The organism is Brevundimonas sp. NPDC046655, from assembly GCF_044901625.1.
GTDB lineage: Bacteria > Pseudomonadota > Alphaproteobacteria > Caulobacterales > Caulobacteraceae > Brevundimonas.
In genome coordinates, this window is the sequence record NZ_JBJDPV010000004.1 from 1 (window position 1) to 25074 (window position 25074).

The 25074-nt window shown below is 69.6% G+C and carries 26 protein-coding genes, 1 tRNA gene and 1 pseudogene; 15 read left to right on the forward strand and 13 right to left on the reverse strand.

What is annotated here, in order from left to right:
• Window positions 1-113 precede the first annotated feature (113 nt).
• Both ACI2KI_RS11685 and ACI2KI_RS11690 read right to left on the reverse strand, forming a co-directional pair.
• A complete protein-coding gene (locus ACI2KI_RS11685; RefSeq protein WP_404620268.1) occupies window positions 114-1445 on the reverse strand; it encodes a sensor histidine kinase in 1332 nt (443 codons plus the stop codon).
• A complete protein-coding gene (locus ACI2KI_RS11690) occupies window positions 1442-2137 on the reverse strand; it encodes a response regulator (protein ID WP_404620270.1) in 696 nt (231 codons plus the stop codon). The genes ACI2KI_RS11685 and ACI2KI_RS11690 overlap by 4 nt, the downstream gene beginning before the upstream one ends.
• Window positions 2138-2262: 125 nt before the next feature.
• Here ACI2KI_RS11690 and ACI2KI_RS11695 point away from each other — a divergent pair, with 125 nt between their 5' ends.
• Window positions 2263-3324 carry a hypothetical protein gene (locus ACI2KI_RS11695; RefSeq protein WP_404620272.1) on the forward strand — a complete coding sequence of 354 codons (1062 nt, stop codon included), beginning with the start codon at window positions 2263-2265 and terminating at the stop codon, window positions 3322-3324.
• Between the two features lie 122 nt (window positions 3325-3446).
• Window positions 3447-3643, forward strand: a pseudogene (locus tag ACI2KI_RS11700) (arsenical resistance protein ArsH); the annotation flags it as partial.
• 170 nt (window positions 3644-3813) lie between these two features.
• Here ACI2KI_RS11700 and ACI2KI_RS11705 read toward each other — a convergent pair.
• Window positions 3814-3890 (reverse strand) — tRNA-Arg (locus ACI2KI_RS11705).
• Window positions 3891-4026: 136 nt separating this feature from the next.
• Between ACI2KI_RS11705 and ACI2KI_RS11710 the strand changes: the two genes are divergently transcribed.
• Both ACI2KI_RS11710 and ACI2KI_RS11715 read left to right on the forward strand, forming a co-directional pair.
• A complete protein-coding gene (locus ACI2KI_RS11710) occupies window positions 4027-5310 on the forward strand; it encodes a hypothetical protein (RefSeq protein WP_404620274.1) in 1284 nt (427 codons plus the stop codon).
• A gap of 69 nt (window positions 5311-5379) precedes the next feature.
• Window positions 5380-5679 carry a hypothetical protein gene (locus tag ACI2KI_RS11715; protein ID WP_292085196.1) on the forward strand — a complete coding sequence of 100 codons (300 nt, stop codon included), beginning with the start codon at window positions 5380-5382 and terminating at the stop codon, window positions 5677-5679.
• 66 nt (window positions 5680-5745) lie between these two features.
• Here ACI2KI_RS11715 and ACI2KI_RS11720 read toward each other — a convergent pair whose 3' ends face one another.
• Complete coding sequence (locus tag ACI2KI_RS11720) at window positions 5746-6357, reverse strand: TlpA family protein disulfide reductase (protein ID WP_404620276.1); 612 nt, start codon at window positions 6355-6357, stop codon at window positions 5746-5748.
• Between ACI2KI_RS11720 and argH the strand changes: the two genes are divergently transcribed.
• From argH to lysA, 3 genes are read left to right on the forward strand one after another with little or no spacing between them, the layout of a single operon-like run.
• On the forward strand, window positions 6356-7759 hold the full coding sequence (argH, locus tag ACI2KI_RS11725) for an argininosuccinate lyase (protein ID WP_404620278.1): 1404 nt from the start codon (window positions 6356-6358) through the stop codon (window positions 7757-7759). The genes ACI2KI_RS11720 and argH overlap by 2 nt on opposite strands.
• Window positions 7756-7977 (forward strand): hypothetical protein, encoded by a 222-nt coding sequence (locus tag ACI2KI_RS11730; RefSeq protein WP_404620280.1) that lies wholly within the window; start codon window positions 7756-7758, stop codon window positions 7975-7977. Before argH ends, ACI2KI_RS11730 begins: the two co-directional genes overlap by 4 nt.
• A 34-nt stretch (window positions 7978-8011) precedes the next feature.
• Window positions 8012-9286 carry a diaminopimelate decarboxylase gene (gene lysA, locus ACI2KI_RS11735; protein WP_404620282.1) on the forward strand — a complete coding sequence of 425 codons (1275 nt, stop codon included), beginning with the start codon at window positions 8012-8014 and terminating at the stop codon, window positions 9284-9286.
• On the opposite strand, the gene ACI2KI_RS11740 is transcribed toward lysA, so the two are convergent.
• Genes ACI2KI_RS11740 through ACI2KI_RS11750 form a run of 3 tightly spaced genes read right to left on the reverse strand, consistent with a single transcriptional unit; the run spans window position 9283 to window position 11340 of the window.
• The gene (locus ACI2KI_RS11740; protein ID WP_404620284.1) at window positions 9283-9924 is read right to left on the reverse strand and encodes a DUF3885 domain-containing protein; all 642 of its coding nucleotides are present in this window, start codon (window positions 9922-9924) and stop codon (window positions 9283-9285) included. The genes lysA and ACI2KI_RS11740 overlap by 4 nt on opposite strands.
• Window positions 9924-10463, reverse strand: coding sequence for a phosphoribosyltransferase family protein (locus ACI2KI_RS11745; protein ID WP_312065838.1), 540 nt, complete (start codon window positions 10461-10463; stop codon window positions 9924-9926). The genes ACI2KI_RS11740 and ACI2KI_RS11745 overlap by 1 nt, the downstream gene beginning before the upstream one ends.
• Window positions 10456-11340 carry an MJ0042-type zinc finger domain-containing protein gene (locus ACI2KI_RS11750; protein ID WP_404620286.1) on the reverse strand — a complete coding sequence of 295 codons (885 nt, stop codon included), beginning with the start codon at window positions 11338-11340 and terminating at the stop codon, window positions 10456-10458. Before ACI2KI_RS11750 ends, ACI2KI_RS11745 begins: the two co-directional genes overlap by 8 nt.
• A 74-nt stretch (window positions 11341-11414) precedes the next feature.
• On the opposite strand from ACI2KI_RS11750, the gene ACI2KI_RS11755 reads away from it, so the two are divergent.
• From ACI2KI_RS11755 to ACI2KI_RS11775, 5 genes are read left to right on the forward strand one after another with little or no spacing between them, the layout of a single operon-like run.
• Window positions 11415-12140, forward strand: coding sequence for a cell division ATP-binding protein FtsE (locus ACI2KI_RS11755; RefSeq protein WP_404620288.1), 726 nt, complete (start codon window positions 11415-11417; stop codon window positions 12138-12140).
• Window positions 12137-13018 (forward strand): cell division protein FtsX, encoded by an 882-nt coding sequence (locus ACI2KI_RS11760; RefSeq protein ID WP_404620290.1) that lies wholly within the window; start codon window positions 12137-12139, stop codon window positions 13016-13018. Before ACI2KI_RS11755 ends, ACI2KI_RS11760 begins: the two co-directional genes overlap by 4 nt.
• Before the next feature lie 9 nt (window positions 13019-13027).
• Window positions 13028-13657 (forward strand): YdcF family protein, encoded by a 630-nt coding sequence (locus ACI2KI_RS11765; RefSeq protein ID WP_404620292.1) that lies wholly within the window; start codon window positions 13028-13030, stop codon window positions 13655-13657.
• Window positions 13658-14365 carry a lysophospholipid acyltransferase family protein gene (locus tag ACI2KI_RS11770; RefSeq protein WP_313102079.1) on the forward strand — a complete coding sequence of 236 codons (708 nt, stop codon included), beginning with the start codon at window positions 13658-13660 and terminating at the stop codon, window positions 14363-14365.
• Between the two features lie 53 nt (window positions 14366-14418).
• Window positions 14419-15207 (forward strand): MipA/OmpV family protein, encoded by a 789-nt coding sequence (locus tag ACI2KI_RS11775; protein ID WP_404620294.1) that lies wholly within the window; start codon window positions 14419-14421, stop codon window positions 15205-15207.
• A gap of 6 nt (window positions 15208-15213) precedes the next feature.
• On the opposite strand, the gene hisC is transcribed toward ACI2KI_RS11775, so the two are convergent.
• From hisC to ACI2KI_RS11790, 3 genes are read right to left on the reverse strand one after another with little or no spacing between them, the layout of a single operon-like run.
• A complete protein-coding gene (hisC, locus tag ACI2KI_RS11780) occupies window positions 15214-16317 on the reverse strand; it encodes a histidinol-phosphate transaminase (RefSeq protein WP_312065514.1) in 1104 nt (367 codons plus the stop codon).
• A 26-nt stretch (window positions 16318-16343) separates the two neighbouring features.
• Window positions 16344-17024, reverse strand: a complete 681-nt coding sequence (locus ACI2KI_RS11785; protein WP_404620296.1) for a hypothetical protein — start codon at window positions 17022-17024, stop codon at window positions 16344-16346.
• A complete protein-coding gene (locus ACI2KI_RS11790) occupies window positions 17024-18085 on the reverse strand; it encodes a DUF2125 domain-containing protein (protein ID WP_404620298.1) in 1062 nt (353 codons plus the stop codon). Before ACI2KI_RS11790 ends, ACI2KI_RS11785 begins: the two co-directional genes overlap by 1 nt.
• 102 nt (window positions 18086-18187) lie before the next feature.
• Here ACI2KI_RS11790 and ACI2KI_RS11795 point away from each other — a divergent pair, with 102 nt between their 5' ends.
• Complete coding sequence (locus ACI2KI_RS11795) at window positions 18188-18622, forward strand: VOC family protein (RefSeq protein ID WP_404620300.1); 435 nt, start codon at window positions 18188-18190, stop codon at window positions 18620-18622.
• 3 nt (window positions 18623-18625) lie between these two features.
• Here the strand turns inward: ACI2KI_RS11795 and ybaK are convergent, their stop codons facing one another.
• The gene (ybaK, locus tag ACI2KI_RS11800) at window positions 18626-19099 is read right to left on the reverse strand and encodes a Cys-tRNA(Pro) deacylase (protein WP_404620302.1); all 474 of its coding nucleotides are present in this window, start codon (window positions 19097-19099) and stop codon (window positions 18626-18628) included.
• Between the two features lie 189 nt (window positions 19100-19288).
• Complete coding sequence (locus tag ACI2KI_RS11805; protein WP_404620304.1) at window positions 19289-22123, reverse strand: helicase C-terminal domain-containing protein; 2835 nt, start codon at window positions 22121-22123, stop codon at window positions 19289-19291.
• Window positions 22124-22227: 104 nt separating this feature from the next.
• Here ACI2KI_RS11805 and ACI2KI_RS11810 point away from each other — a divergent pair, with 104 nt between their 5' ends.
• Window positions 22228-23187: an alpha/beta fold hydrolase gene (locus tag ACI2KI_RS11810; RefSeq protein WP_404620306.1), complete on the forward strand. Its 960-nt coding sequence runs from the start codon at window positions 22228-22230 to the stop codon at window positions 23185-23187.
• Between the two features lie 18 nt (window positions 23188-23205).
• Here ACI2KI_RS11810 and ACI2KI_RS11815 read toward each other — a convergent pair whose 3' ends face one another.
• Window positions 23206-23694: an Lrp/AsnC family transcriptional regulator gene (locus tag ACI2KI_RS11815; protein WP_292085176.1), complete on the reverse strand. Its 489-nt coding sequence runs from the start codon at window positions 23692-23694 to the stop codon at window positions 23206-23208.
• 145 nt (window positions 23695-23839) lie between these two features.
• Between ACI2KI_RS11815 and ACI2KI_RS11820 the strand changes: the two genes are divergently transcribed.
• A complete protein-coding gene (locus ACI2KI_RS11820) occupies window positions 23840-25072 on the forward strand; it encodes a 3-methyl-2-oxobutanoate dehydrogenase (2-methylpropanoyl-transferring) subunit alpha (RefSeq protein ID WP_404620309.1) in 1233 nt (410 codons plus the stop codon).
• The last annotated feature ends 2 nt before the right edge of the window (window positions 25073-25074 follow it).

Consider the following 25074-nt stretch of genomic DNA (forward strand, 5'->3'; position numbering starts at 1 on the left):
GCCCGAAACATCCACCGCCCCGCCTCGTTCACATCTTGCTAAAGCCTAACGGCCCGCACGACTAGATCAGAACGACCTGCGAATGGTCGCGTACCCGGGACGCTCCCCGCTCTTCATCGGGCGACGCCGGCAAGGACAATGCCCGGCAATCGCACCAAGGCTCTCGTTCCCTCGACGGGTCCAGGGCGCAGTACGACCGTACCGCCGCCGCGCTCCACGATCGATCGGCTGATGGACAGGCCCAGCCCGGTGCCGCCGGTGGCGCGGCTGCGCGAGGCCTCCAGGCGACGGAAGGGGGTAAAGACCGCCTCCAGCTGATCCTGCGGCAGGCCCGGCCCTCCGTCGTCGATGACGACGACGACCTCTCCACCTTCCGACGTCACAGCGATCTCGGCCCGGTCGCCATACAGCACCGCATTGTCGATCAGATTGGCCAGGGCGCGCTCCAACTGGTCCCGATCGCCGCGAACCAGATGCTCGCCGTCCGCCACCAGCGTCACGTCTCGTCCCATCGCCACCTGTCGCGCCACGCATTCACGCGCCAGATCGGCAAGGTCCAAAGGCTCGGACGTCCATGGCGCCTCCTCGCCGCGCACATAGGTCAACAGTTGGGCGATCAGCCGCTCCATCCGGGCGATGTCGGCGACGGCGGCCTCGCGCGGGACTTCCGCCAGCCCCTCCACCCGCAGACGCAGGCCGGTCAACGGTGTTCTCAGGTCGTGGGCCACGGCGGCCATGATGGCGGTGCGTTCCTTCAAGGCCTCGCCCAGCCGTTCGCGCATCGCGTCCAATGCACGGGCCGCTTCCGCCGCCTCGCGCGGGCCGCCGACGAAGGCCGTCGCGGGTTCATCGCCGCGCGCCGCCTCGGCCAGCCGTTGGAAGGGCGCGGCCAGCCGTCCCGCCCCCCACAGGGCCAGCGGCAACAGAACGGCGGCGGCGATCAGGAAGGCCAGCCCCATGCGCAACCGCTGCGGCGTCAGCCACGGCGACGGCGGCGTCACCACCGCCCAGCGCCCGTCCGCCTGACGCGCCGCCGCCTCGAAGGAGGCGAAGCTCATCCCCGGTGAAAGGGCCATGCTCGCCAGCAGGGCCTTCAGTCCCTCCGACGGCGCAGGCGGCAGGGAGCCGCCCGCCGGAACGCGCTCGGGGCTCAGCGGTCGCACCCGTACCTCGGCCATCGGCGCGTCCAGCAGCACCGCCAGCCCGGCCTGAGCCACCAGAGCCTGGCCGGCGCGCGCGGCCTCAAACGGCGGCGCGGCGACGACGCGACGCCGCCAGCCCGTCTCCGCTTCACCGGTCAGGGCCGCCTGCGCCTCGGCCAGCGTCACCCGCGCGGGCGGCGGGGCGGGAAAGGCTAGGGCGATGACGAAGGCGACCGTCAGGCACAGCAGGATGGCCGCGACAGTGAAGCCCGCCGTCAGGGTGCGGATGGACAGCGTGCTCATCGTCGCACCGACGCGCGGAAGCGATAGCCCGCCCCGCGCACCGTCTCGATCAGCGGCGCCTGCCCCGGCCGGTCCAGCTTGCGCCGCAGACGGCTGACCGCCAGATCGACGGCCCGGTCGAAGTTCTCGGCCAGAGGCCCGTGGGTGTTCTCCAGGATCTGGTCGCGGCTCAGGATACGCCCGCCTGACCGCATGAAGGTCAGCAGCAGGGCGAACTCGCCTGCCGTCAGTTCCACCGCCTCTCCTCCCGGATCGGACAGCCGCCGCGCCTCGACCTCCAGGGCCCAGCCCTCGAAGGCCAGCCTCCGATCCATCGCCTCGTCCGCGCGGACGGGGCGGCGCAGAACGGCGCGGATGCGGGCCAGAAGCTCGCGCGGCTCGAACGGCTTGGGCAGATAGTCCGCGGCCCCGACCTCCAGGCCGACGATACGGTCAGTCGTCTCGCCCATGGCGCTGAGCATCAGCACCGGGGCCCGCCCCTGCAACCGCCGACAGATCGACAGCCCGTCCTCGCCCGGCATCATCACGTCCAGCACAACCAGATCAGGCATGGCCTCGGCCAGCCGCGCGTCCATGGCCGCGCCGCCATCCGCCGTCCGCACGGCATAGCCCGCGCCCGACAGATAGTCCTGCAAGGCTCCCCTCAGGCTGGCGTCGTCATCGACGATCAGGATGTCGGCCGTCGCGTTCATGATCCCCCTGTCCTCTTCCCCTTTTGTATCTCTGTTGTGTCGGCGCGCGCTCGGCAAGCGCCCCGTCGGACATGAAGGCGATACGGAGCCCGGCGAGCCTGATCCTCCACCTTCGGAGACGCCCCATGTTCGCCATTGTCCTGCTGCTGACCTCGACCGCCGCATCCGCCGCCCCCCTTCATGCCTCTGGCTCCCTCTGCGCCCGCGCCCTCGCCGCCGCGCCTGATCTCAGCTGCGCCGGGTCGGGGCACGGCGTCGCCCTGGCTGCCACTGCGGAGGAGGCGGAGCGGCTGGCGGGCTACGCTCGGGCGGGCGAGACCCGGTTCACCGCGCAGTTCGGTCGCGACATCGCCCCCTATGTCGTGATCTCGACCCCGCCCGTCCCGCAACGCGCCGCCCTGACCGCCGCCGGCTTCACCCACGTCCTGCCCTGGCCCGCCCCGCGCGCCTTCGATGAGGCGGCCCGTCGCGGCGTCGAACAGGGGACCAGACGCTTCGCCGCCTCCCAGAACATGACCCCGACCCAGATCGAGGAGGTCGTCGCCCGCGCCCTGTCCCAGATCCCGGACGCCAGGGCCCAGGCCGCACTGGACGCGGGCATGGTCCCGCATGAACTGGGCCACCTGTGGTTCACCCAGGCCTTCTGGCCACAGCCCGCCTCGACTGACGCCGACGCTCCGCGCCACTACGGCGGTCCCGGTCCCGACTGGCTGGACGAAGCCGCCGCCGTCGTGCTGGAAGACGAGGCCACCGCCGCCCAGCGGCGCGACCAGTTCCGCGCCCTCATCAAGGGCGAGGTCGTGCCCGCCGTCGGCCCCATCGACGGCCGCGCCATGCTGCTGGACCTGCCCGGCCTGTTGGCTCGCGAACATCCTGGTCTGGCGCGCGCCGTCGCCGTCGCCCCCGAGGTCGCGGCCAGCGGCGGCGTCGGCGTCAGCTTCACCCCGGCCGGCGCCGGTCCCCGTCCCGCCGCGATGGAACGCGTCTTCTACATCCAGGCCCGCGTCTTCGCAGACTATCTGATCCAGAAGTCAGGCCGCCCGACCATCCTCGCCGACATCGCACAAGGCATGGCGGGCGGCGTCAGCTTTGAGGTCTGGCTCGCCGCCAAGGGGGGCGATTTCGGCCTGCCCGCCTCCGTCAGGGACCTCCAGAAGGACTGGGTGGCATTCGTGACGACCGCATAGCCGGCGCTGAAGCCGCTGATCGCCGCACCGAAGGCTCTGGAAAAAAAAGAGCGTTGGTCGAATTTCACTGACACGGACTCTTGCCATTTTGAAAAATTTATAAATTACAAAACGCTACCGTCCCGACCCAGGGCCGCACCCTGGCCGTTATGCAGGTGTCCGGCGGCTCGCAAAGCTTCAACGCGGTCAACACCCTGCGCCTGCAGGGCCGCTGTGTGCGGATGATCACCATCCCCAACCAGTCCAGCGTAACCGAGGCCTTCATGGAGTTCGACGAGGACGGCCGGATGAAGCCGTCAATTGCTACGATCGTATCGCCGCTGGATGAAAACTCAGGCCACGCTGCTTCGACTATCTGCGCCACACGGCCCGCATGTTCCCCGGCGATCTTCAAAGGCATGCCGGTCATCGAATAGGCAGAAGCACGACCCAAGTCAGCTGGGTGAAACAGGAGTCGATTTCATGAAATTCGACAGTTCTGAACCGAAGTGGCGCACCCGACAGGATTCGAACCTGTGACCTCTGCCTTCGGAGGGCAGCACTCTATCCAGCTGAGCTACGGGTGCGTCTGCGGCGTCAAGGCCGGACGGCGGTGCTTACAGCATGGGCCGGGCGGCCTCAATCCCTGAATCTCGGCGGCGACGCCTTCTTGGCGTGAAGGCCGCAAGGGCCTAGCGTCGCGGTCGGAGAGAGGGAGTTTCCATGCGCCATATGACGATCGCCGCCCTGATAGGCGCCAGCCTCCTGACCGCCTGCGCAGGCACGCCTCGGCCCGCCGCCGACAGTCTGGATGCGGTGGCTCGCGACTATGTCGCCCTGACGCTGGAGATCGGCGAGCGCGAGCCGGGTTATGTCGACGCCTATTACGGCCCGGCCGAATGGGCCGAGGCGGCCAAGGCCCATCCGCGCGCCCTGCCCCAGCTGGCCGAGAGCGCCGCCGCCCTGAGCCGTCGACTGGAGACCTTGCCGACGGCGGGTCTGGACGCCCAGAGCCGGCAACGCCGCGCCTATCTGTCGGCCCATGTCTCGGCGGCCTCGGCGCGGCTGCGAATGTTGCAGGGCGAAAAGCTGGGCTTCGCCGACGAGGCCGAGGCCCTGTTCGGGGTGCGGCCGGAGCTACGGCCCTTGTCTTCTTACGATCCGGTGCTGGCGCGCATCGACGCCCTGATCCCCGGCGAGGGGCCGCTGGCCGACCGGGTCGCGGCCTTCCGCGCCCGCTACGTCATTCCCAAGGATAGGCTGGAGCCGGTGATGCGGGCCGCCATTGCAGAGTGCAAGGCGCGCACCGAGCGGCACATGACCCTGCCCGCCAACGAGACCTTCACCCTGGAGTTCGTCAACAACAAGCCCTGGTCGGGCTACAACTGGTACAAGGGCAACGCCTTCAGCCTGATCCAGGTCAACACCGACCTGCCCATCTTCATCGACCGCGCCGTCGATCTGGGCTGCCACGAGGGTTATCCCGGCCACCACGTCTACAACGCCCTGCTGGAACAGACCTTCGTCAAGCAGAAGGGCTGGGTCGAGATGAGCGTCTATCCCCTGTTCAGCCCCATGTCCTTCATCGCCGAGGGCAGCGCCAACTACGGCATCGACCTGGCCTTCCCCGGCCATGAACGCACCGATTTCGAAAAGCGCGTGCTGTACCCGCTGGCCGGGCTGGACCCGGCGACGGCCGAGGCCCAGACGCAGTTGCTGGCCCTGACGCGCGAGCTGGGCCGGGCGGAATACACCGTGGCGGACGCCTATCTGGCCGGGCGGATCGACCGCGAGACGGCGCTGGACCAATTGCAGAAATACAATCTGGTGGCGCGCAACCGGGCCAACCAGCGCCTCAGCTTTATCGAGACCTACCGCAGCTACATCATCAACTACGGCCTGGGCCGCGACATGGTGCAGGCCTGGGTTGAGCGTCAGGGACCGGATCATTGGGCCACGACCGAGAAGCTGCTGGCCAGTCAGACCCTGCCGGTCGACCTGGACTAAGCCGCGAGGCAACCCCCTTCGGCGTCTTGCGTTTACCGCCAAGGTTCAACGCAAGAAGGGGGACAACCCATGCGCATCCTGATCATCGCCGCCGCCTCGGTTCTGGCGCTCGGCGCGAGCGCCTGCACCCAGGCCGAGCAGGAGAAGGCCGAGACCCACGCCGAAGCCGCGGGCGACAAGGCGGCCGAGGTCGCCGCCCAGACCGGCGAGGTCGTCGAGTCCGGCGCCATGAAGGCGGCCCAGGCGGTCGAGGAAGGCGCCGGCAAGGTCGCCGACAAGCTGGAAGACAATCAGGCCCAAGCCGCCGCCGAAGGCCGCCCCGGCGCCGTCGATCCCGCCACCGACACGCGGGTTCCGGCGAAGAACTAGGGCAACGCCCTGCTTGAGCGGGGAACCGCCTGTCCGCTCAAGCAGGCCGCGACCGCGTCGCGGCCGTTAGCGGCCTTCTTCTGCAAGAAGAGCCTCAACCAAGGCCTTCGCCTCATCGCTGGCCCAGTCGGCTTCGCCGGTCAGGACGGCGCGGACATTCCCATGGCGGTCCAGCAGGATGGTCTGGGGCATGGCCCCCTTGCCGGGAAACTCGAACGGCAGCTGGAACTTGGGGTCGGCGTAATAGATCAGCGGGGGGTGGTCGGTGATGAAGGCGCGGGCCTCGGGCACGGCCTTGTCCACGTCCATGCTGATCGTCACCACGGCGACGTCGTCGCGATCCTTGTAGTGTTCGGCCAGAGCCGCGAGCGTCGGCATCTCGATCTTGCAAGGCGCGCACCAGGTGGCCCACAGGTTGACCACGACCACCTTGCCCTTGAAGTCATTGAAGCGAACATCGTCGCCCTCGGCGTTCTTGAAGACATAGTCGGGGGCGGGCGTTGGGGCGGGCGTCAGCAGCTTCGACAGCGAGCCCTTGGCGTAAACCGACAGTGCCGATGGCGCGGACTCTTTGCCCCCGCCGTCGCGATTGGCGTATAGCATCGCCGCGCCGCCGATCGCGCCGATCAGCAGCACAGCCGTCGCCACGCCCGCCAAAGTCCGTTTAGAGCCGCTCATGTCCGACACGCCTTCCAACACCCCTCAAGGCCAGTCTCTATGGGGCGGGCGCTTCAGCGCCAAGCCCGCAGACATCATGCAGGCCATCAACGTCTCCATCGGCGTCGATAAACGCCTGTGGGCGCAGGACCTGGCCGGATCGCGGGCCCATTGTCGCATGCTGGCCCAGCAGGGCATCATCGCCGCCGCTGACGCCGAGGCCATCCTGGGCGGGCTGGACGCCATCGAGGGCGAAATCCGCGACGGGTCCTTCCCCTTCCGCGACGCCTATGAAGACATCCACATGAACGTCGAAGCTCGCCTGTCGGAGCTGATCGGCGAGCCGTCGGGGCGTCTGCACACGGCGCGCAGCCGCAATGATCAGGTGGCGACCGACTTCCGCCTGTGGGTGCGCGACGCCTGCGACCGCACCGTGGCGCAACTGAAAGACCTGCAGGCCGCCCTGCTGGACCGGGCCGAGCAGCACGCGGGCGACCTGATGCCCGGCTTCACCCACCTGCAGACGGCCCAGCCGGTGACCTTCGGCCACCATCTCATGGCCTATGTCGAGATGTTCGGCCGCGACGCGAGCCGCTTCGCCGACGCCCGCGCCCGCATGAACGAGAACCCGTTGGGCGCCGCGGCCCTGGCCGGTTCGCCCTTCCCCATCGACCGCCACATGACGGCGGCGGCCCTGGGTTTCGACCGTCCCATGGCCAACAGTCTGGACGCCGTGTCAGATCGCGATTTCGCGCTGGAAAGCCTGGCCGCCGCCTCCATCGCGGCGGGCCACCTGTCGCGTCTGGCCGAGGAGATCGTGGTCTGGATGACGCCGATGTTCGGCTTCGCCACCCTGCCCGACGACCTGACCACCGGCTCGTCCATCATGCCGCAGAAGCGCAACCCCGACGCCGCCGAACTGGTCCGCGCCAAGACAGGCCGCATCAACGGCGCCCTGATCGCCCTGACCACGGTGATGAAGGGCCTGCCTCTGGCCTATTCCAAGGACATGCAGGAGGACAAGCCGCCGGTGTTCGAGGCCTTCGACGCCCTCGATCTGGCCCTGACCGCCATGACCGCCATGGTCGCCGCCATCATCCCCAACACGCCGCGCATGGCCGCCGCCGCCGGGGCCGGTTTCTCGACCGCCACCGATCTGGCCGACTGGCTGGTGCGTGAACTGAACCTGCCCTTCCGCAAGGCGCACCATGTCACCGGCGCCGCCGTGAAGCGGGCCGAGGCGCTCGGCGTCGGCCTGGGCGATCTGCCGCTGGAAGAATTGCAGGCTCTGGATTCCGGCATCACCAAAGCCGTGTATGAAGTCCTGACGCCCGAAGCCTCCTGCGCCAGTCGCCAGAGCTTCGGCGGCACGGCGCCGGAACAGGTCCGCGCCCGCATCGCCGACTGGAGAACCCGCCTGTGAAAAAGACCCTGATCCTGATCGGCGCCGCCGCTCTGCTCCTGTCGGGCTGTGGCCGCATGGCCGATCTGGAAGCGCCCGGCGCCGTCCAGACCGAGCGCGCCCCGCGCGACAAGAACGCCGCCCGCCTGCCCGACCCGGCGACGATGAACACCGCCCCGCGCCAGAATCCGATCGACAGCGGGGCGTCGGATCCGTTCGGCCGCCCGCCGTCGCTCTGATCGGCCCCACCCTTCCCAGACCGGACTCCCCGCCGTGCATTATTTCGACCTGAAGGACGGCGTTCTGCACGCCGAGGGCGTCTCTCTGGAGACGTTGGCGGCTGAGGTCGGGACCCCGACCTATGTCTATTCCTCGGCCACCCTGCGCCGTCACTACGGCCTGCTGCGCGACGCCTGCGACGCCCACAAGGCCGCGCTGGGCGAGGCCCTGATCGCCTTTGCGGTCAAGGCCAACTCCAACCTGTCGGTGCTGGCCACGCTGGCCAAGCTCGGTTGCGGCGCCGACACCGTGTCCGAGGGCGAGATCCGTCGCGCCCTGGCGGCGGGCGTGCCCAGCGAGCGCATCATCTTTTCCGGCGTGGGCAAGACCGACGCCGAACTGGCCTTCGCCATCGACGTCGGCGTGCGCCAGATCAACGTCGAGTCCTCGGCGGAACTGGAGCGGCTGATCGCCGTCGCGGCCGAAAAATCCGCCTCACCCGCCATCGCCATCCGCGTGAACCCCAAGATCGGCGCCGGCGGCCACGCCAAGATCACCACCGGCGGCGCGGGCGACAAGTTCGGCGTGCCGATCGAGGAGGCGCTGAGCCTCTACGCCCGCGCCTCCGCCTCGCCCCACGTCACGCCCGTGGGTCTGGCCTGCCACATCGGCAGCCAGATCACCGACCTGACCCCGCTGGAAAACGCCTTCCGCGTCCTGCGGGACATGACAGAGACCCTGCGCGCGCAGGGCCACAGCGTCACCCGCCTGGACCTCGGCGGCGGCCTGGGCGTGCCCTACTACGGCGACGCCGAAACCGCCTCGCCCGCCGACTATGTGGCCATGGCCGCACGCGTGCTGGACGGTCTCGGCGTCGAGGCGGCCTTCGAGCCGGGCCGTCTGATGGCCGCCAACGCCGGCGTGCTGCTGAGTCGGGTCATTCAGGTCAACGAGCGCACCGACGGGCGCCGCTTCCTGGTGCTGGACGCGGCGATGAACGACCTGATGCGCCCCGCCCTCTACGACGCCTTCCACGACCTGAAGCCGGTGCGCCCGCGCACAGGCGACGACCGCCCCTATGACGTGGTCGGCCCCGTCTGCGAGACCGGCGACACCTTCGCCCGCGACCGCGACCTGCCGCCGCTCGAGGCGGGCGATCTGGTCGTCTTCATGAGCGCCGGCGCCTATGGGGCCGTCATGAGCGGCGAATACAACACCCGCCCCCTGGCCGCCGAGGTTCTGGTCGACGGTGAGCGCTGCGCGATCATCCGCCCGCGCCCGACCTATGAGCAGATGTTCGCCCGCGAGCCGATGGCGGACTGGCTTTAGCCGAAGACTGCATCCATTCGATCCTGATCGAAGGACAGGAGCCAAGCCCCATGTCGGTCGTAGATCGGCTTTAACGATTGGGGCGACATCGCGATGACGTCCATGCCTCGATCGTCATAGGGATGCAGCGCTATTCGCCTTTCAAAATCGACGATGTAAACGGCAACCGAAGATGACTGGGGCGCTATCGGCCCCCATGCGATTGACGCCCAGGCGAGAGCATCCAACGATTGAGCATCCGGGGAGAACTCGGCGGTACGCCAGCATCGCCACAGACGCTCCGCTGCCGGCTCATCAGCGTTCAAGTCTTCCTCAAGCACCCGGTAGCATCGGCCGAAAGGCGCGGTGAAGCCGAGCTCCTTCAGAGGCCCTAACGGTCGGCTGGGCTTGGGCTTGTCGCGTCCCTGTTCCCAGAAAGAAACCACCGCCGTCAGTCGGTCAGATTGAGCGAAGAGATCACGGGCTACCCCCCGAATTCTATCTGTCGCCGTGAAAAAGCTAGTCGCCACTCGTGACTGATCACCCGCCAACTCAAAGCGTAGGGCATTGGGAAATTCGTAGAAAAGGGCGTCGGGAAATCCCGCGCAGCCGAAAGCCGCTTCAATCCGGGCAAGTGGCGACTTCCCCGGAACAGCCATCAGTCTAGGGCGCAGATGTCCGGCAGGCCGCGCATCCCGCCCTTGTGGTCCAGGCCGTAGCCGACGAGGAAACGGTTGGGGGCCTCCCAGCCGACGAAGTCGGGCTCCGGCGCGCGCGCCTCGGGCCAGGGCTTGCGGGCGAAGACGCAGGTCAGGACTTCTGACGCCCCGGCCTCCTTGGTGATGCGAACCGCCTCGGCCAGCGACAGGCCGGTATCGAAGACGTCGTCGAGGATGAGCACCCGCTTGCCCGCGATGGGCCGTTGATAGGGCGCATAGACGTCAATCTTGCCCCGGCTAGTCTTCTCGTCGCCGTAGGAGGCCAGCCACAGGGCGTCGAAGCGGACGTGACGCCCCTCGCGCGACAGGGCGCGGGTCAGGTCGGCGCCGAACCACAGCCCGCCGGTCAGCAGGACGGCGGCCACCGTCTCGTCGTCGATGACGGGGGCGATGCGCCGCGCGAGGTCGGCGACGATCGCCTCGATCTCGGAATGCGGCAGGAGAACCGTGGGGGCGGGCGCCGGGTCGTGATCAGCCATGCCCGGCGGATACTCCCTGGGCGGGGCGGCTGTCGAGGGGCTGGGCGTCCCGGGGCGTCATATCGGCGCCCGCCCCGCGACGCAGACCCTCTTCGACAGCGGGCGGCGCACGACGAGCAGCCGGTTCGGCGGGGCGTGCCTCGGCCGGCGCGGCGGGAGCCTCGCGCTTCGGCTCCAGCACGAAATCGAAATTGGCTTCAGCGATCGTGTGATCCGCGTCGGGCACGACGACGGCGAAGCCCAGCACCTTCCCCGGCAAGACCGGCGCGGCCTCCAGGCGCACGATGCGATGCCCCACCTCGGCTCCGGCGGCGTTCAACAGGGCCACGCGCACGGGCGGCGCCACAACCTCGTTGTCGCGAATATTGCGCAGAGCGCCGGAGACCACGACCTTGCCCGGATCATAGGGAGCGAGGCGGATGCCGACGGCCTCGAACTCCAGCCCGGCCAAATTCACCGGCGCGCCGACCAGCTTGTAAACGGCGGCGGCCTGGGGCCAGGCCTGAACGATGGGCAGGCGGAAAGCGAAGGCGGCGCCGATCAGGGCCAGAAAGACCACGGCCAAGGCGGCCCAGACGGCGCCCTGGGTCGCCGCGCGACGCATCTTGCGCTGCTGCTCGGCCTTGGCGCGGAAGGCGCGCGGCAGTTCGGGCGCGGGCGTCTCGGCAAGGGTCTCGGGGGCTTCCTCGCGCTTGCCGAAACCGGCGGCCTCGACGACCGGCTCCTCGGCGGCCGCGGACAGCTCCAGAGGCTCGTCTTCCAGCGTCGCGCGCCAGTCATGACCGCAGGCCTTGCAGCGCACGCGACGGCCGTTCGGGCCAATCGCCTCGTCGGGAACAAAATAGCTGGTGGCGCAGGCGGGGCAGGTCAGTATCATGTCGGCTGACTGCGAGGCTCGACGCCCCCTCCTGTCGAGGCGCCCGCAACGCCCCGGTCCAATACGAAACCTGAATGCCAAACTCGACCCGACGCGCCGCCGACCCTGAACCCGCGCCCGACACCGTCCGCCTGCGGGGCGTGGGTTTCGGCTATGCGGGCAGGCCCGACGTCCTGCGCGACGTTAACCTAAGTCTGCCGCAGGGCTCTTTCCACTTCCTTACCGGACCCTCCGGCGCGGGCAAGTCTTCGCTGTTGCGGCTGCTGACCCTGGCCGAACGGCCGCAGACGGGGCGAATCAGTCTGTTCGGCCGCAACGTCACCGACCTGCCGCGCGGCGGCGTGCCCGCCTTCCGGCGGCGGATGGGGGTGGTGTTTCAGGACTTCCGCCTGCTCGATCACCTGACCGCCTTTGAAAACGCCGCCCTGCCCCTGACCCTGGCGGGCGGCAAGGCCGCCGATCACGCCGCCGACGTGGCCGAGATGCTGCGCTGGGTCGGTCTGGGCCAGAGGATGGACGCCCTGCCGCCCGCCCTGTCCGGCGGCGAGAAACAGCGCCTGGCCATCGCCCGCGCCGTCATCACCCGCCCCCGCCTGATTCTGGCCGACGAACCGACCGGCAGCGTCGACCGGGCCATGGGCGAAAAGCTGATGCGGCTGTTCCAGTCGCTGAACAAGCTGGGCGCCACCGTCCTGATCGCCAGCCACGACGAAGCCTTGGCCGCGCGTGTCGGCGCGTCCGTGCTGCGGCTGGAGAACGGCGAACTGCGTCTGACCGAGCCGACGGGAGCCGCCGCATGATCCGCGCCCTCTTCGCCACAGGGCCCGGCCTGTTGTCGCGCGAAGCGGGCGGCGAGCGCTGGCTGATGCTGGTCATCGCCGTGCTGTGCTTCCTCGCCTCCATCACCGCCGTCGGCGCCCTGGCCGCTGACCGGGCCGCCCACGGCTGGGCGCGCCAGTTGCGGGCCGAGGCCACGGTGCAGGTCCGCCCCCGCGTGGACGAGACCGGCCCCACCGCCGCCGCCCGCGCCGCCGAGACCCTGGCCGGGGTCAAGGGCGTGGCCGAGGCCGAGGCCATGGACCGCAAGGCGGCGGAAAGCCTGCTGCGGCCCTGGGTCGGCGAGGCGGCCCTGCCCGACCTGCCCCTGCCCTATCTGGTCACGGTGCGGCTGGACCCGCAGGCCCCGGCCAGCGCCCCGACGCTGAGCCGCGCCCTGGCCGAGGCCGGGCTGGACGCCACCGTCGACGACCACAGCCTGTGGCGCGGCGAGGTCGAGCGTTCGGCGGGCGTCATCACCGCCCTGGCCGGCGCGGCCTTCCTGCTGATCGCGGCGGCGACGGCGGCGGTCATCGCCTACGCCACCCGCGCGGGCATGGCGGCGCAGGCCGGCGTGATCGAGACCCTGAGCCTGAACGGCGCCTCGGACTTCTATATCGCAGGCCTGTTCCAGCGCCGCTTCGGCGGACTGGCGGCGAAGGCCGGCGCCCTGGGGGCGGGCCTCGCCGCCCTGCTGCTGGCCCTGCTGCGCCTGATCGGCGGCGAGGGCGGGCTGACCCCGGCCCTGCCCCTGGCCTTCTCCGACCTCGCCATCCTGATCGCCTGTCCGGTCCTGGCCTTCGGCGTCGCCCTGCTGGCCGCCCGCTTCACGGCTCTGGCGAAGCTGGGCGCGCGTGGCTAGTTAAGCATCATGAAGTTCCTGACGCTGATCGCCGTGGTGGCGCTGATGTGGCTGGTGGGGTTGTTCGCCTTCGCCGAGCGCGTGCGCGGCCTGACGCCGGCGCCCGAGCCCGCACGCGCCGACGCCATCGTCGCCCTGACCGGCCCCTCGGCCGAGCGGGTCAACGCGGCCATCCGCCTGCTGGAACAGGACAAGGGCCGCCGGGTGCTGATCTCGGGCGTCAACCGCGACGTACGCCGCCAGGAGTTGCGCGCCCTGACGCCGGGCTCCAGCAAGCTGTTCAACTGCTGCGTCGATCTGGGCTTCGAAGCCGAGAACACGGTCGGCAACGCCCAGGAGATCGCCGCCTGGGCCCGCGCCAAGGGCTATGACGACCTGATCGTCGTCACCTCCGACTACCACATGCCGCGCAGCCTGCTGGAGATCCGCGGCGCCGCGCCGGGGGTCAGGCTGACGCCCTACGCCGTCTCGACGCCGTCACTTGACAACTCGCGCTGGTGGCGGGCCGCCGTCACCGCCCGGCGGATGACGCTGGAATACATGAAATACCTGGCCGTGCTGGGCCGCGAGGGGATGCATCGGCTTAGGGGCCATCATCCCGAACGCGCCGCGCCGCCGACCCAGCCCGAGGCCGTCTGAATGACCACCGTCCGCTCGCTGCTTTTCGTCGTCTGGCTCTATCTGTCCATGGTGATCTTCGCCGTCGGCCTGTCGCCGGCCCTGCTGATGCCGCACGGCGCCGCCATGGGCGTCATCAAGCTGTGGTCGAAATTCGTCCTGTTCGGCCTGCGCTGGATCGCCGGGGTCAAGGTCGAGGTGCGCGGCCTGGAGCATCGCCCGACCGGCGCCGCCCTGCTGGCCTGCAAGCATCAGGGCATGCTGGACGTCATCGCCCCCTTCTCCTTCCTCGACGACACCTGCTTCATCATGAAGAAGGAGCTGATGCCCCTGCCCTTCTTCGGCTGGTTCGCCTGGAAGACCAAGATGATCGCCGTGGACCGTTCGGCCCATTCCAAGGCCCTGAAGGACATGGTGCGTCAGGCCCGCGCCCGTCACGCCGAGGGCCGCCAGATCCTGATCTTCCCTGAAGGCACGCGCGGCGAGATCGGCGCCGCCCCCGACTACAAGCCCGGCATCGCCGCCCTGTACCGCGACCTCGACAGCCCCTGCTGGCCCATCGCCACCAACTCGGGCGTCCACTGGCCCGCCCACGGTTTCCGTCGCTATCCCGGCACCATCGTCTTTGAGTTCCTGCCGCCCATTCCTGCCGGCCTGAAGCGCGCCGAGTTCATGGCCGAACTGGAGAACCGCATTGAAACGGCCTCCACCGCCTTGTTGAGGCCCTAAACACAGGCTTTGCAGGACGGCTATATCATCAGCCGTTGACCTGCGATCTTTCTATGTCCTCACGCGTCGCGCTCGCCGCCCTGGCCGCCGCCCTGTTCGCCCTGCCCGCCGCCTCCGCCCTGGCCCAGTCCATGCCCTATGAGGCGGTCGAGGCGCCGACGACGTGGAAGGTCGATATCGGCGGCGGGGTGGTGCGCGGCTTCAGCGCCACCGGGAACACCAGCGACGAGTTCAACTTCACCGCCTGGGGCTCGGCCTCCTGGCGTGACGTGGTCTACGCCAACGGGCTGGACGGTCTGGGCTGGAACGCGGTCAAGCGCGACGATCTGCGCATGGGCGTGCAGCTGCGCCCGCGCTTCGCCGCCGGGGACATCGAGGGCATGGACCGCCCCGACCTGGGCGCCGACGCGACGCTCTACGCCTACAAGCGCCTGCCCGGGAATATCGTCGTCGGCGGCCGCATCCAGCATGACGTCAGCGGCGACGACGCGGGCCTGGAGTACTATGCCTCCGTCGGCCACCAGCGCGTGACGCGCGTCGGCCTGCTGCAGACCATGGGCTATGTGCGCGGCGGGAACGACGAACGCGCCCAGCGATACTACGGCGTCACTGCGGCCGAGGCGCCGGGCAGCGGCTATGCCGCGTTCGAGCCGTCCGGCGGACTGTCCGGTCTGGGCGGCGTGGTCATGCTGGCCGTGCCGATCGGGGACCGCTTCGGGATGGGCGGTTTCATCAACTACGAACAGCGCCTGGGCGACCTGAAGGACAGTCCGCTGGTCGAGGACGACCACGTCTGGCGCGCGGGCCTGATCGGGGTCGTCCGCTTCAACAGCGGGCAGTAAGCTCAATCAGCTGGCGGCGAACTCGCTGAGGGCGTCGATCACGGCGCGGTTCTGGTCTTCCGTGCCGATGGTGACGCGCAGGCAGTCGGGCAGACCGTAGCCGCCGACCGGGCGCACGATGATGCCCTTGGAGTTCAGGTAGTCGTTGGCGGCGGCGGCGTTGCGCTTTTCGTCGGCGAAACGGATCAGAACGAAGTTGCCCGCCGAGGGAAAGACCTCGAAGCCGAAGCCGCGAATGGCTTGGGTCATGCGCGGGCGCCAGTCCAGCACCAGATCGCGCGAGGCCTTCTGGTGCGCCTCGTCCGACAGGGCGGCGGTGGCGGCGTCGAGGCCCGGCACCGAGACGTTGAACGGCAGGCGGATGCGGTCCACCGCCTGTTCGATGGCCAGGGGGGCATAGCCGAAGCCGATGCGCAGGCCGCCCAGGCCGTGGATCTTGGAGAAGGTGCGGGTGACGACGATGTTCGACGCCTCGCGAGCCAGGCCGAAGGCGCTCTCCCACTCGGGCTCGACCACGAACTCGGCATAGGCCTCGTCGACCACCAGGATGATGTGCGACGGCAGGGCGGCGTGCAGGCGGCGGATCTCCTCGCCCGAATTCCAGCTGCCGGTCGGGTTGGACGGGTTGGAGACGTAGACGATCTTGGTCCGCTCATCGACCTGTTCGAGAATGGCCTCGACCTCGGCCTTCATGTTCGGCTCGAGCGCCAGCTTGACCTCGGCGCTGCAGGCCTTGGCCGAGATGCGGTAGGCGAGGAAGCCGTACTGGCCGGTGACGATGTTGTCCCCAGGCTGCAGATAGGTCTGGTTCAGCAGGGCGAAGACCTCGTCCGAGCCGTTGCCGAAGATCAGGCGCTCGGGCTCCAGCCCGTGATGGGCGGCGACGGCCTCGCGCAGCTTGGTGGCGCGGCCGTCGGGATAGACGTGGATATTCTTCAGCGCGGCGGCGTAGGCGTCGCGCGCCTTCTCGCCGGCGCCCAGAGCGTTCTCGTTCGACGACAGCTTCATCGGCTCGGCGAAACCGGCGATCGAGCCCTTGCCGCCGACATAGGGGGCGATGTCGAGGATGCCGGGCTTGGGGGCGGGCGCGGCGTTCGGCGCGTCGGTCATGGGCGTCATCCTCGAGAAATCTGTGCTCAGTAAACGGGGGCGGCGCCGATGACGCCGCTCATCTGGCCGGGGGCGTTGCTCAACCGCCCGTCCTCGGCCTGCACATAGCCTGTCAGAACGAACAGCTTCAAGCCGCCGCCCGCCGCCAGCGGTCCGGCGATCAGACCCGCCTCGCCCAGGGCCGCGACGATGCAGGCGTCGGAGGCGGGGCTGTCGGTGACCCAGAAGGTGCGATCGTCGCCGGTCGGGCCTGGGGCCTCGGTCGAGACCAGAAGGGCGCGAGGCGTCCCGGCGGCGTCGTCCGGCAGGGCAGCGACGACCTTGAGCATGGGCAGGGCCAAAAGTTTGCCCCACCAGGGCCGGGCGCCGAGATCGATCAGGGCGCGCCCGCCCTGGCGGGCCGTCAAAAGCGCCTGATCCGGCTCGGCGGTCGGGCGGCCGATCAGGCCCCAGCGGTCGGCGGCCAGAGCCTGCGACAGCGGTCCGCAGGTGGACAGCGCCGGACCGGTCGCGGCCTCGATGCGGCCCAGGACGGCGCGCAGGGCCGGGCGCTCAGCCACAGGGATGTCGCGCAGAATCTCGCGCAGGGCGATGGCGTCGGCGTCGACGGACGCGCGCGGCCCGGCGGCGACCCGCGCTCTCGCCGCCGCGATCAGGGCGCGGTCTAAGACCAGACGCCCGGCATCCTCAGGCGGTTCGACCAGCATCAGAACAGCTGGGGCGCCGGGGCCAGGGCGAAGGGCCCCAGATAGGTGCGCCCGCCCTTGAAGTTCAGCACCAGATCGACGGCTTGCTCAGTTCCCGTCCCGCCCTGCGGGGTGGCGGCGGCGGCGCGAGCGGCGGCGGCGCGGTCCACCGCCCCGCCCTGGGTCGCCCCGGCCAAACCGACGATGGCGGCCAGCGGCTTTTCGGCCCGCAGGAAGACCTCGCCTTCCAGACGTCCCTTGTCGTCGGCCGACAGAGCCGGGCTGGACAGGAAGGTGCGGCTTTCGCCCGCTTCCAACTGGCCCTTGACCGCGATGAAGCGGCCCCCGGAGGCGGTCCAGGCCGACAGCAGGCCCTTCGCGTCGGCGCCCTTCAGCGCGCTGGCCTTCTCGATCACGGCCTCGACCTGGGCGTTCAGCCTGCCCGACTGGGTCAGGCCCTCGACCGGCCCATTGGGGCGGCCCTCGCCGTCGACCAGACGGAACAGGACATCCACGTCGTCGGTCGGCGTGTTCGACCCGGCCACATGCGGCCGCATGTAGAACTGCACCAGCCCGGCCTTGGCCAGGGGGAAGGGCTCGGCGTCCGGCAGGGCGGTGAAGACCGGCTTGGCCAGCTCGACTACCACATTGGGCCAGCGCTGGGTCAGGCCGTGCAGGCTCATGCGGATGGTTTCGGCGCGGATCGCCACCTTGCCCTTGGCCCCGCGTGTCAGGACCAGACCGTCCGGCGCGGCGATGACCCACTTGGTCGGGTTATAGGCGTTGGCCTCGGCCACGATCTCGGGCGCGGCGACGGCGTGACCCGAGGGCGCGACGACGTCCACATGCTTCATCGCCACCCGCGCCCGCAGGGGCCAGCCCGTCGTGGTGAGCCCTGCGTGCTTCACGGTCCAGCCCGACTGCTCCAGCCGGGCGATGCGACCTTCCAGCTTCTGCTCGATCTGCTGCGTCAGGACGAACCACCAGCCGGTCCACAGGGCCAGGCCGACGAAGACGATGGCGAAGGGGATGATCAGCCCCTTGCGGCTGTGGCGGACAGGTTCGGCGGATGCGTCGGTCATGGGCGCGGTTTAGCAGGCCGCGCGGCTGCTGACACGCCCTGTCAGCAGGAACGAGCCACCCTGCCGTCCGTTCGAATCGCGCCTCGACAGGAGACAAGGCCCATGGAAACCCAACAGCTGCACCGCGGCCGGCTGATCGACCATCTGCAACTGGTGACGCCCGACCTGGAGGCCAGCCGCCGCTTCTACGGCGCGGTGCTGGAGGCGCTCGGCGTGCCGATCGGCGGCGAGGCCGAACGCTTCTTCTGGGCCGATGAACTGTTCGTCTCGGCGGTGGACAGCATCGCCGCAGCGGGGCGACCGACCGGGCGCTGCCATCTGGCCTTTCAGGCGAAAGACCGGGCCATGGTCGAGGCTTTCCACAAGGCGGGGCTGACGGCGGGCGGGACCGGCAATGGCGCGCCGGGCGAGCGGCCCTATCACCCCGGCTACTACGCCGCCTTCCTGCTGGACCCCGACGGCAACAACATCGAGGCGGTCTTCCACGGCGAGGCCGAGCGCTCCGCCGACAGCGTCGTGGTGACCTTCGAAGAGTAGGGTTCAGGCCGTCAGGTCGGCCAGTTTCGCCTCCGCCGCCCGCGCCGCCTCGTCCGGCGTCAGGCCCAGCAACAAGCCACGCTGGCCGCCGTTGATCAGGATGCGGTCAAACAGGATGGCCGTCTCGTCCATCACGGTCGGCACGGCCTTCCTCTGGCCAAAGGGGCTGACGCCGCCGACCTTGTAGCCGGTCAGGCGTTCGGCGTCGGCGGGCTTCATCATCTGGGCCGACTTGGCCCCGAGGACCGCCGCCAGCTTCTTCATGCTGACCTCGCAGTCGGAGGGGACGATGACGCAGGCGGGCTTGGCGTCCACCAGGGTCATCAGGGTCTTGAACACCTGTTCCGGCGCCCAGCCCAGAGCCTCGGCCGCCTGCAACCCCACGCGCGGCGCGTCGGGGTCGTAGTCGTAGGGGAAGAGGTCAAAGGCGACCCCGGCCTTGCTCAGGGCCACGGTCGCGGGGGTGGTCTTGGACATGGCGATAAGCTTTAGCGCTTAATCCGACGCTGTTCAGCCCGGCTTTTGTTTTCGCCGTCCTTCCGGGGCGCTCGCAGAGCGAACCCGGAACCCAGGCGGCGGAGGTTCCGCAATCGTCGACCGAGTGCGCTGAGACGTCTGGGTTCCGGGTTCCGTCCTGGCGGACGGCCCCGGAATGACGGCGAGAAGCTATTCCGTCAGGAAGCTCTTGGTCAGCTCCACCGCCTCGGCCAGCCCCATGCGCTGGACCTCGGTGCCGGGCGGCAGGCCGGCGAACAGGCGGGTCGGACAGGCGGCGTCCAGCATCAGGAAGACCCCCTTGTCGTCGGCGCGGCGGATCAGACGGCCAAACGCCTGGGCGATGCGGCCGCGCGCCAGGGCGTCGTCATAGGTCTTGCCGCCGAAGCGTTCGCGCCGGGCCTTGTGCAGCAGGTCGGGGCGCGGCCAGGGCACACGGTCGAAGGCCAGCACGCGCAGGGACCGCCCCGGCACATCCACCCCGTCGCGCACGGCGTCGGTGCCCAGAAGGCAGCTGTCCTGTTCGGCGCGGAACACATCGACCAAGGCGCCGACCTCAAGCGGATCGACGTGCTGGGCGTAGAGGGGGACGCCCGCCTTCGCCAGATCAGGCCCCAGTCGCTCATAGACGGTCTTCAGCCGCCGGATGGCGGTGAACAGGCCCAGCCCCCCGCCGCCCGCCGCCAGAAACAGCTCGCGCATGGCGGCTGCGATCTGGCGCGGGTCGTCCTTCATCAGGTCGTTGACGACGATGATGCGGCTGTTGGCGGCGTAGTCGAAGGGGCTGTCCACCTTCAGCGTCCGCGCCGGTTCGATCAGGCGGGCCGCGCCGCTGCGCATCCGGGCCAGCTGGAACGGGTCCTCGGCGGCGGGGTCGGACAGGGTGGCGCTGGTCACCAAAACGCCGTGGGCCGGCATGACGACAGCGGCTTCCAGCGGCACGGTCGGGTCGATCCAGTGGCGGCGCAGGGCCACGTCGTGGATGCGGCCAAACGCAGCCTCCGCGCTCAGCCAATCCACAAAATCGGGATCGGGTTCGTCGCCCCCCTCCTCCAGCGCCGCCAGCATGGAGCGCCAACCCGGCAGGGTCATGCGCGCGCGCCGGTCCATGCCGCGCAGCGCCCCTTCGATGCGGGCGCGGGCGGCGCCGTCCAGCTCGGCGGCTTCCTCGTCGAGGATGTCCTCCAGGTGGCGCGACAGGGCCAGCAGCGGGGCCTCGACGGCGGCGATGGCGCGGGCGGCGGCGCGGGCGGCCTCCAGCACCGGCTCGGTCGCCGGTCGTAGGGCGCACTCCATGCCGAACTCGGTCCCGCCCGTCTCCTGACTGCGGGCGCGCAACTGCTCCAGCGCAGCGACCAGGAAGGCCTCGATCGGGCCGATGGGATTGATCTCGCCGGACGCAGGCGCAATGCGCCCCGACACACCTTCGCCCGGCAGGGCGGCGGCGGCGATCATGGCGTCCTTCAAGGCCTTGGCGGCGGCCTCGTTGTCGGCGCACAGGTCGCCCAGACGCTGCTCCAGCCCGCGCCCGCGACGGCCGCGCCCCTCGGGACCGCGGATCCAGCGTCGCAGTTCGGCGGCTTCCTGACCCGAGAGGGCGGCGGAGAAGGCGCTGTCGGCGGCGTCGAACAGGTGGTGGCCCTCGTCGAAGACGATGCGTTTCAGCGCCGCCGTCTCGCCGTCCTGCTTCTGGCCGCGCGCCGAGCGGGCGCCGTCGAAGGCGGCCTGGGTCATAACCAGGGCGTGGTTGGCCACGACCAGATCGGCCCGGCGGCTGGCGCGGATGGTCTTTTCGACGAAGCACAGACGATAGTGCGGACAGGCCGCGTGGACGCATTCGCCGCGCCGGTCGACCAGATTGGCCGGGCTGGCCTGATGGCTGGGCGCGGTCGCATAGAGGCCGGGCAGCCAGCCGGGATAGTCGCCGCCGGTCATGTCGCCGTCGCGGCTGTGCGCGGCCCAGCGCGCAGCCAGACCCATGCCGACCAGGTCGCCGTTGCCCAATTGCGCCGCCTGCATCATGTCCTGCAGGTTCAGCAGGCAGAGGTAGTTTTCGCGGCCCTTGCGCACCACCGTCTTCTTGCGGCGCTCGGCCTCGTCGGGCCACAAGGCGCGGCTTTCGCGGTCGATCTGGCGTTGCAGGGCGCGGGTGTAGGTCGAGACCCAGGCCGCGCCCGAATTGCGCTCGGCCCACAGGCTGGCGGGGGCCAGATAGCCGAGGGTCTTGCCGGTGCCGGTGCCGGCCTCGGCCAGCAGGACGCGCGGACGGCCCTCCTCGTTGCGCGGTGAAAAGGCGTAGGCCGCCTCGGCGGCGTAGTCGGACTGGGCGGGCCGCGTCTCGTCCAGACCCGAGGCCTGCAGCAGCTTGTCCAGACGGATGCGGGCGCTCTCGGAGTCGACCGGGGCGGACCCGGCCTCGCCGCGCGGGGCTTCGTCCTCCCATTCGGCGAGGCGGGACCAGACGTCCAGACCGGTGCCGCGCTCGCGCCGGTCGCGCAGGGGCCCCGCCTGAAGCGCGGCCAGCACGCGCGAACCCCATGACCAGCCGGCCCGGTCCAACGTCCCGGCCAGGGTGAAGGCGTCCTCGCGCCCCGGATAGGCGGGATCGGTCAGTTCGGTCAGCAGGTCGGCGGCGGCGTCGCGCAGGGCCTGCGCCTGAGCCTCGGCCCCCTTGGGTTCGGACCGGCCCAGAGCCAGGGCCAGTCCCGACGGCGAGGGCGCGCAGAATTTTGCGGGCCGCACGAAGGCGTAGAGCTCCAGCACGTCCAGCATGTCGGCGGAGCGCGGCGGCGGGCTGAGGCCCAGACGGCGCGCGGTCAGGCTGGCGTGGGCGACCAGAACGGCGCCGCCCAGAAAGACGCCCTCGGCCGCGCCGCGCCCGATCTTCCTGGCGCCCGCCGCGTCGCACACCGCGCCGGCGCCCGGCGGGGTGGCCAGGGCGGGCGGCAGGTCCGCTGCGAACGCAGTCGCGGGCTGGACGGTGGCTGGAACGGAGACGTCGGTCACGCCCGATCCATAGCGCCCCCCGCCGCGAAACGGAACGGGAACGTGCGCTCCTCTCGCCAGCGGCCGAAAACGGGGTAGGTTGGTCGGAACAGGGAGGACCGCCCATGCAGACCCGCCGCATCGCCACCGACGGCCTGACGCAACAGGTGCTGGAGGCGGGAGAAGGCCCCCTGGTCCTGCTGCTCCACGGCTTTCCCGAACTGGGGATCAGCTGGCGGGCGCAGGTTCAGGCCCTGGCCGAGGCGGGTTATCGCGCGGTCGCCCCCGACATGCGCGGCTATGGCGGGACAGACAAACCCGCCGATCAGGAGGATCACACGATCCTGCATCTGGTCGGGGACATGGTCGATCTGGTGCGGGCTCTGGGCGTGACGGAGGCCGTCGTCGTCGGCCACGACTGGGGTTCGGCCGTCGCCTGGCACTGCGCCCTGATGCGGCCCGATCTGTTCCGCGCCGTGGCGGGCCTGTCGGTCCCGTTCCAGCCGCGTCGTCCCAAGGGACCGCCGACAGCGGCCATGGCGGCGATCACGAAACGCGCTGGCTTGGGCGACCTCTACATCAACCGCTTCCAGTCGCCGGAGGCCCATGTCGAACTGGATGCCGACCCGGCCACTGCGCTGCGCAAGATGTTCTGGGCCTATGACGGCGCCACCGCCCCGGCCGACCAGTCGACCGGCTTCATGCCCGATGGCGTCAGCCTGCTGGACAGCATTTCCGATCAGGCCGCGCTGTCGCCGTGGATGAACCCCGCGCACTTCAACGAATACGTCGCCGCCTTCGCCGCCTCAGGTTTCAAGGGGCCGCTGGACTGGTACCGCTGCCTCGACCGCAACTGGAGCCTGACCGCCTTCCTGCAGGGCCAGAAGATCCGTCAGCCCGCCTTCTTCATGGTCGGCGACCGCGATCCCGTCCGTCACTACGCCGGCCCTCATGAGACGGCGCAACAAGAATGGCTGACCGACCTGCGCGGACAAGTCGTCCTGCCAGGCGCGGGACATTGGCTGCAGCAGGAACGAGCGAATGAGGTGAACGCGGCGCTGGTGGAGTTCATGCGGGGGCTGTAGGCCCCCGCGCAGGCCCCTTTAACCGACGTGGGGCGTGATGATGCCCAGCGGCAGGGTGGTGACGTTCTTCACGCCGCGCGTGACGATATGGCTGGCGCAGTCGGAGACGATGCCGAGGGTCAGCAGCTTGTCGCGCAGGAACTGGTCGAAGGCGTGCATGTCCGAGGTGATGATGCGCAGGACATAGTCTTCGCGGCCGGTGATGGTGGCGCACTGCACCACTTCCGGCCAGGTGGCGACGGCGGATTCGAAGATGTCGAGGTTCTCGCGCGACGGCAGGCTCAGCTTGACGATGGCGTAAACTTCGAAGTCCAGACCCAGCAGCCCCGCGTCCAGCAGCGTGACCCGCTTGCGTATCAGGCCGCTATCCTCCAGTCTCTTGATCCGGCGCCAGCACGGCGAGGCCGACAGGCCGACGCGATCGGCGACCTCGGCGACCGACAATCCGGCGTCCTGCTGCAGGATGTCGAGGATGCGGGCGTCGATAGGATCAAGTTCATCGGCCAAAGGCGTTTCTCCAAAAGGGGATTTCACGCAATAAAATACCCCAAATCAGCATTTGGCAAGGGTATTTTTAGGAAGGCCAACAGACACACGCCATGCTATGCCCTCTTTCTAGAGGAAACGCGGACGGATCAACCGGACGGGACGCATGATGAAGAACACCCCCACCCTGTCGCTGCGCGTGCCGGAGCCTTCGGGTCGTCCGGGCGATGCGCCTGATTTCAGCCACCTGAAGCTGGACGCCGCCGGCGTCGTGACCCGCCCCGAGGTGTCGACCGCGCCCTATGACATGCGCGACCACGCCTTCCAGCTGGTGCGCGTTCTGGACGACGAAGGCCAGGCCGTGGGGCCGTGGAATCCCAGGCTGGATCCCGAAATCCTGCGGCGCGGCCTGAAGGCCATGATCCTGACGCGCGCCTTCGACGACCGGATGCACCGCGCCCACCGCCAGGGCAAGACCAGCTTCTATATGAAGTGCACCGGCGAGGAGGCCATCGCGGTCGCGCAAGGGATGATCCTGAGCCGCGAGGACATGGGCTTCCCTACCTATCGCCAGCAGGGCCTGCTGATCTCGCGCGGCTACCCGCTCGCGTCGATGATGAACCAGATCTATTCCAACGCCGCCGACCCGATCAAAGGCCGCCAGCTGCCGATCATGTATTCGGCCAAGGACTACGGCTTCTTCACCATCTCGGGCAACCTGGGCACCCAGTATGTCCAGGCCGTGGGCTGGGCCATGGCCAGCGCCGCCAAGGGCGACGACAAGATCGCCATCAGCTGGATCGGCGACGGCTCGACCGCAGAGAGCGACTTCCACTCGGCCCTGACCTTCGCCTCCGTCTATCGCGCGCCGGTCATCCTCAACATCGTCAACAACCAGTGGGCCATCAGCTCCTTCCAGGGCATCGCCGGTGGGCTTGAGACCACCTTCGCCTCCAAGGCCATCGGCTACGGCCTGCCGGCCCTGCGCGTCGACGGCAACGACTTCCTGGCCGTCTGGGCCGCGACCCAGTGGGCCGAGGAGCGTGCGCGCACCAACCAGGGCGCGACGGTGATTGAGCTGTTCACCTATCGCGGAGCCCCGCACTCGACCTCGGACGACCCCAGCCGCTACCGCCCCGGCGACGAGCACGAGAAGTGGCCGCTGGGCGACCCGCTCGAACGCCTGAAGCAGCACCTGATCGTCATCGGCGAATGGTCGGACGAACAGCATGAAGCGGCCGAAAAGGACGCGGTCGAACAGGTCCGCGCCGCCGCCAAGGAATCCGAAGCCATCGGCACCCTGGGTCAGTCGCGCCCCAGCGTGAAGACCATGTTCGAGGAAGTCTTCGCCACCGAAGACTGGCGCCTGGTCGAGCAGCGTCGCGAGGTCGGAGTCTGAAC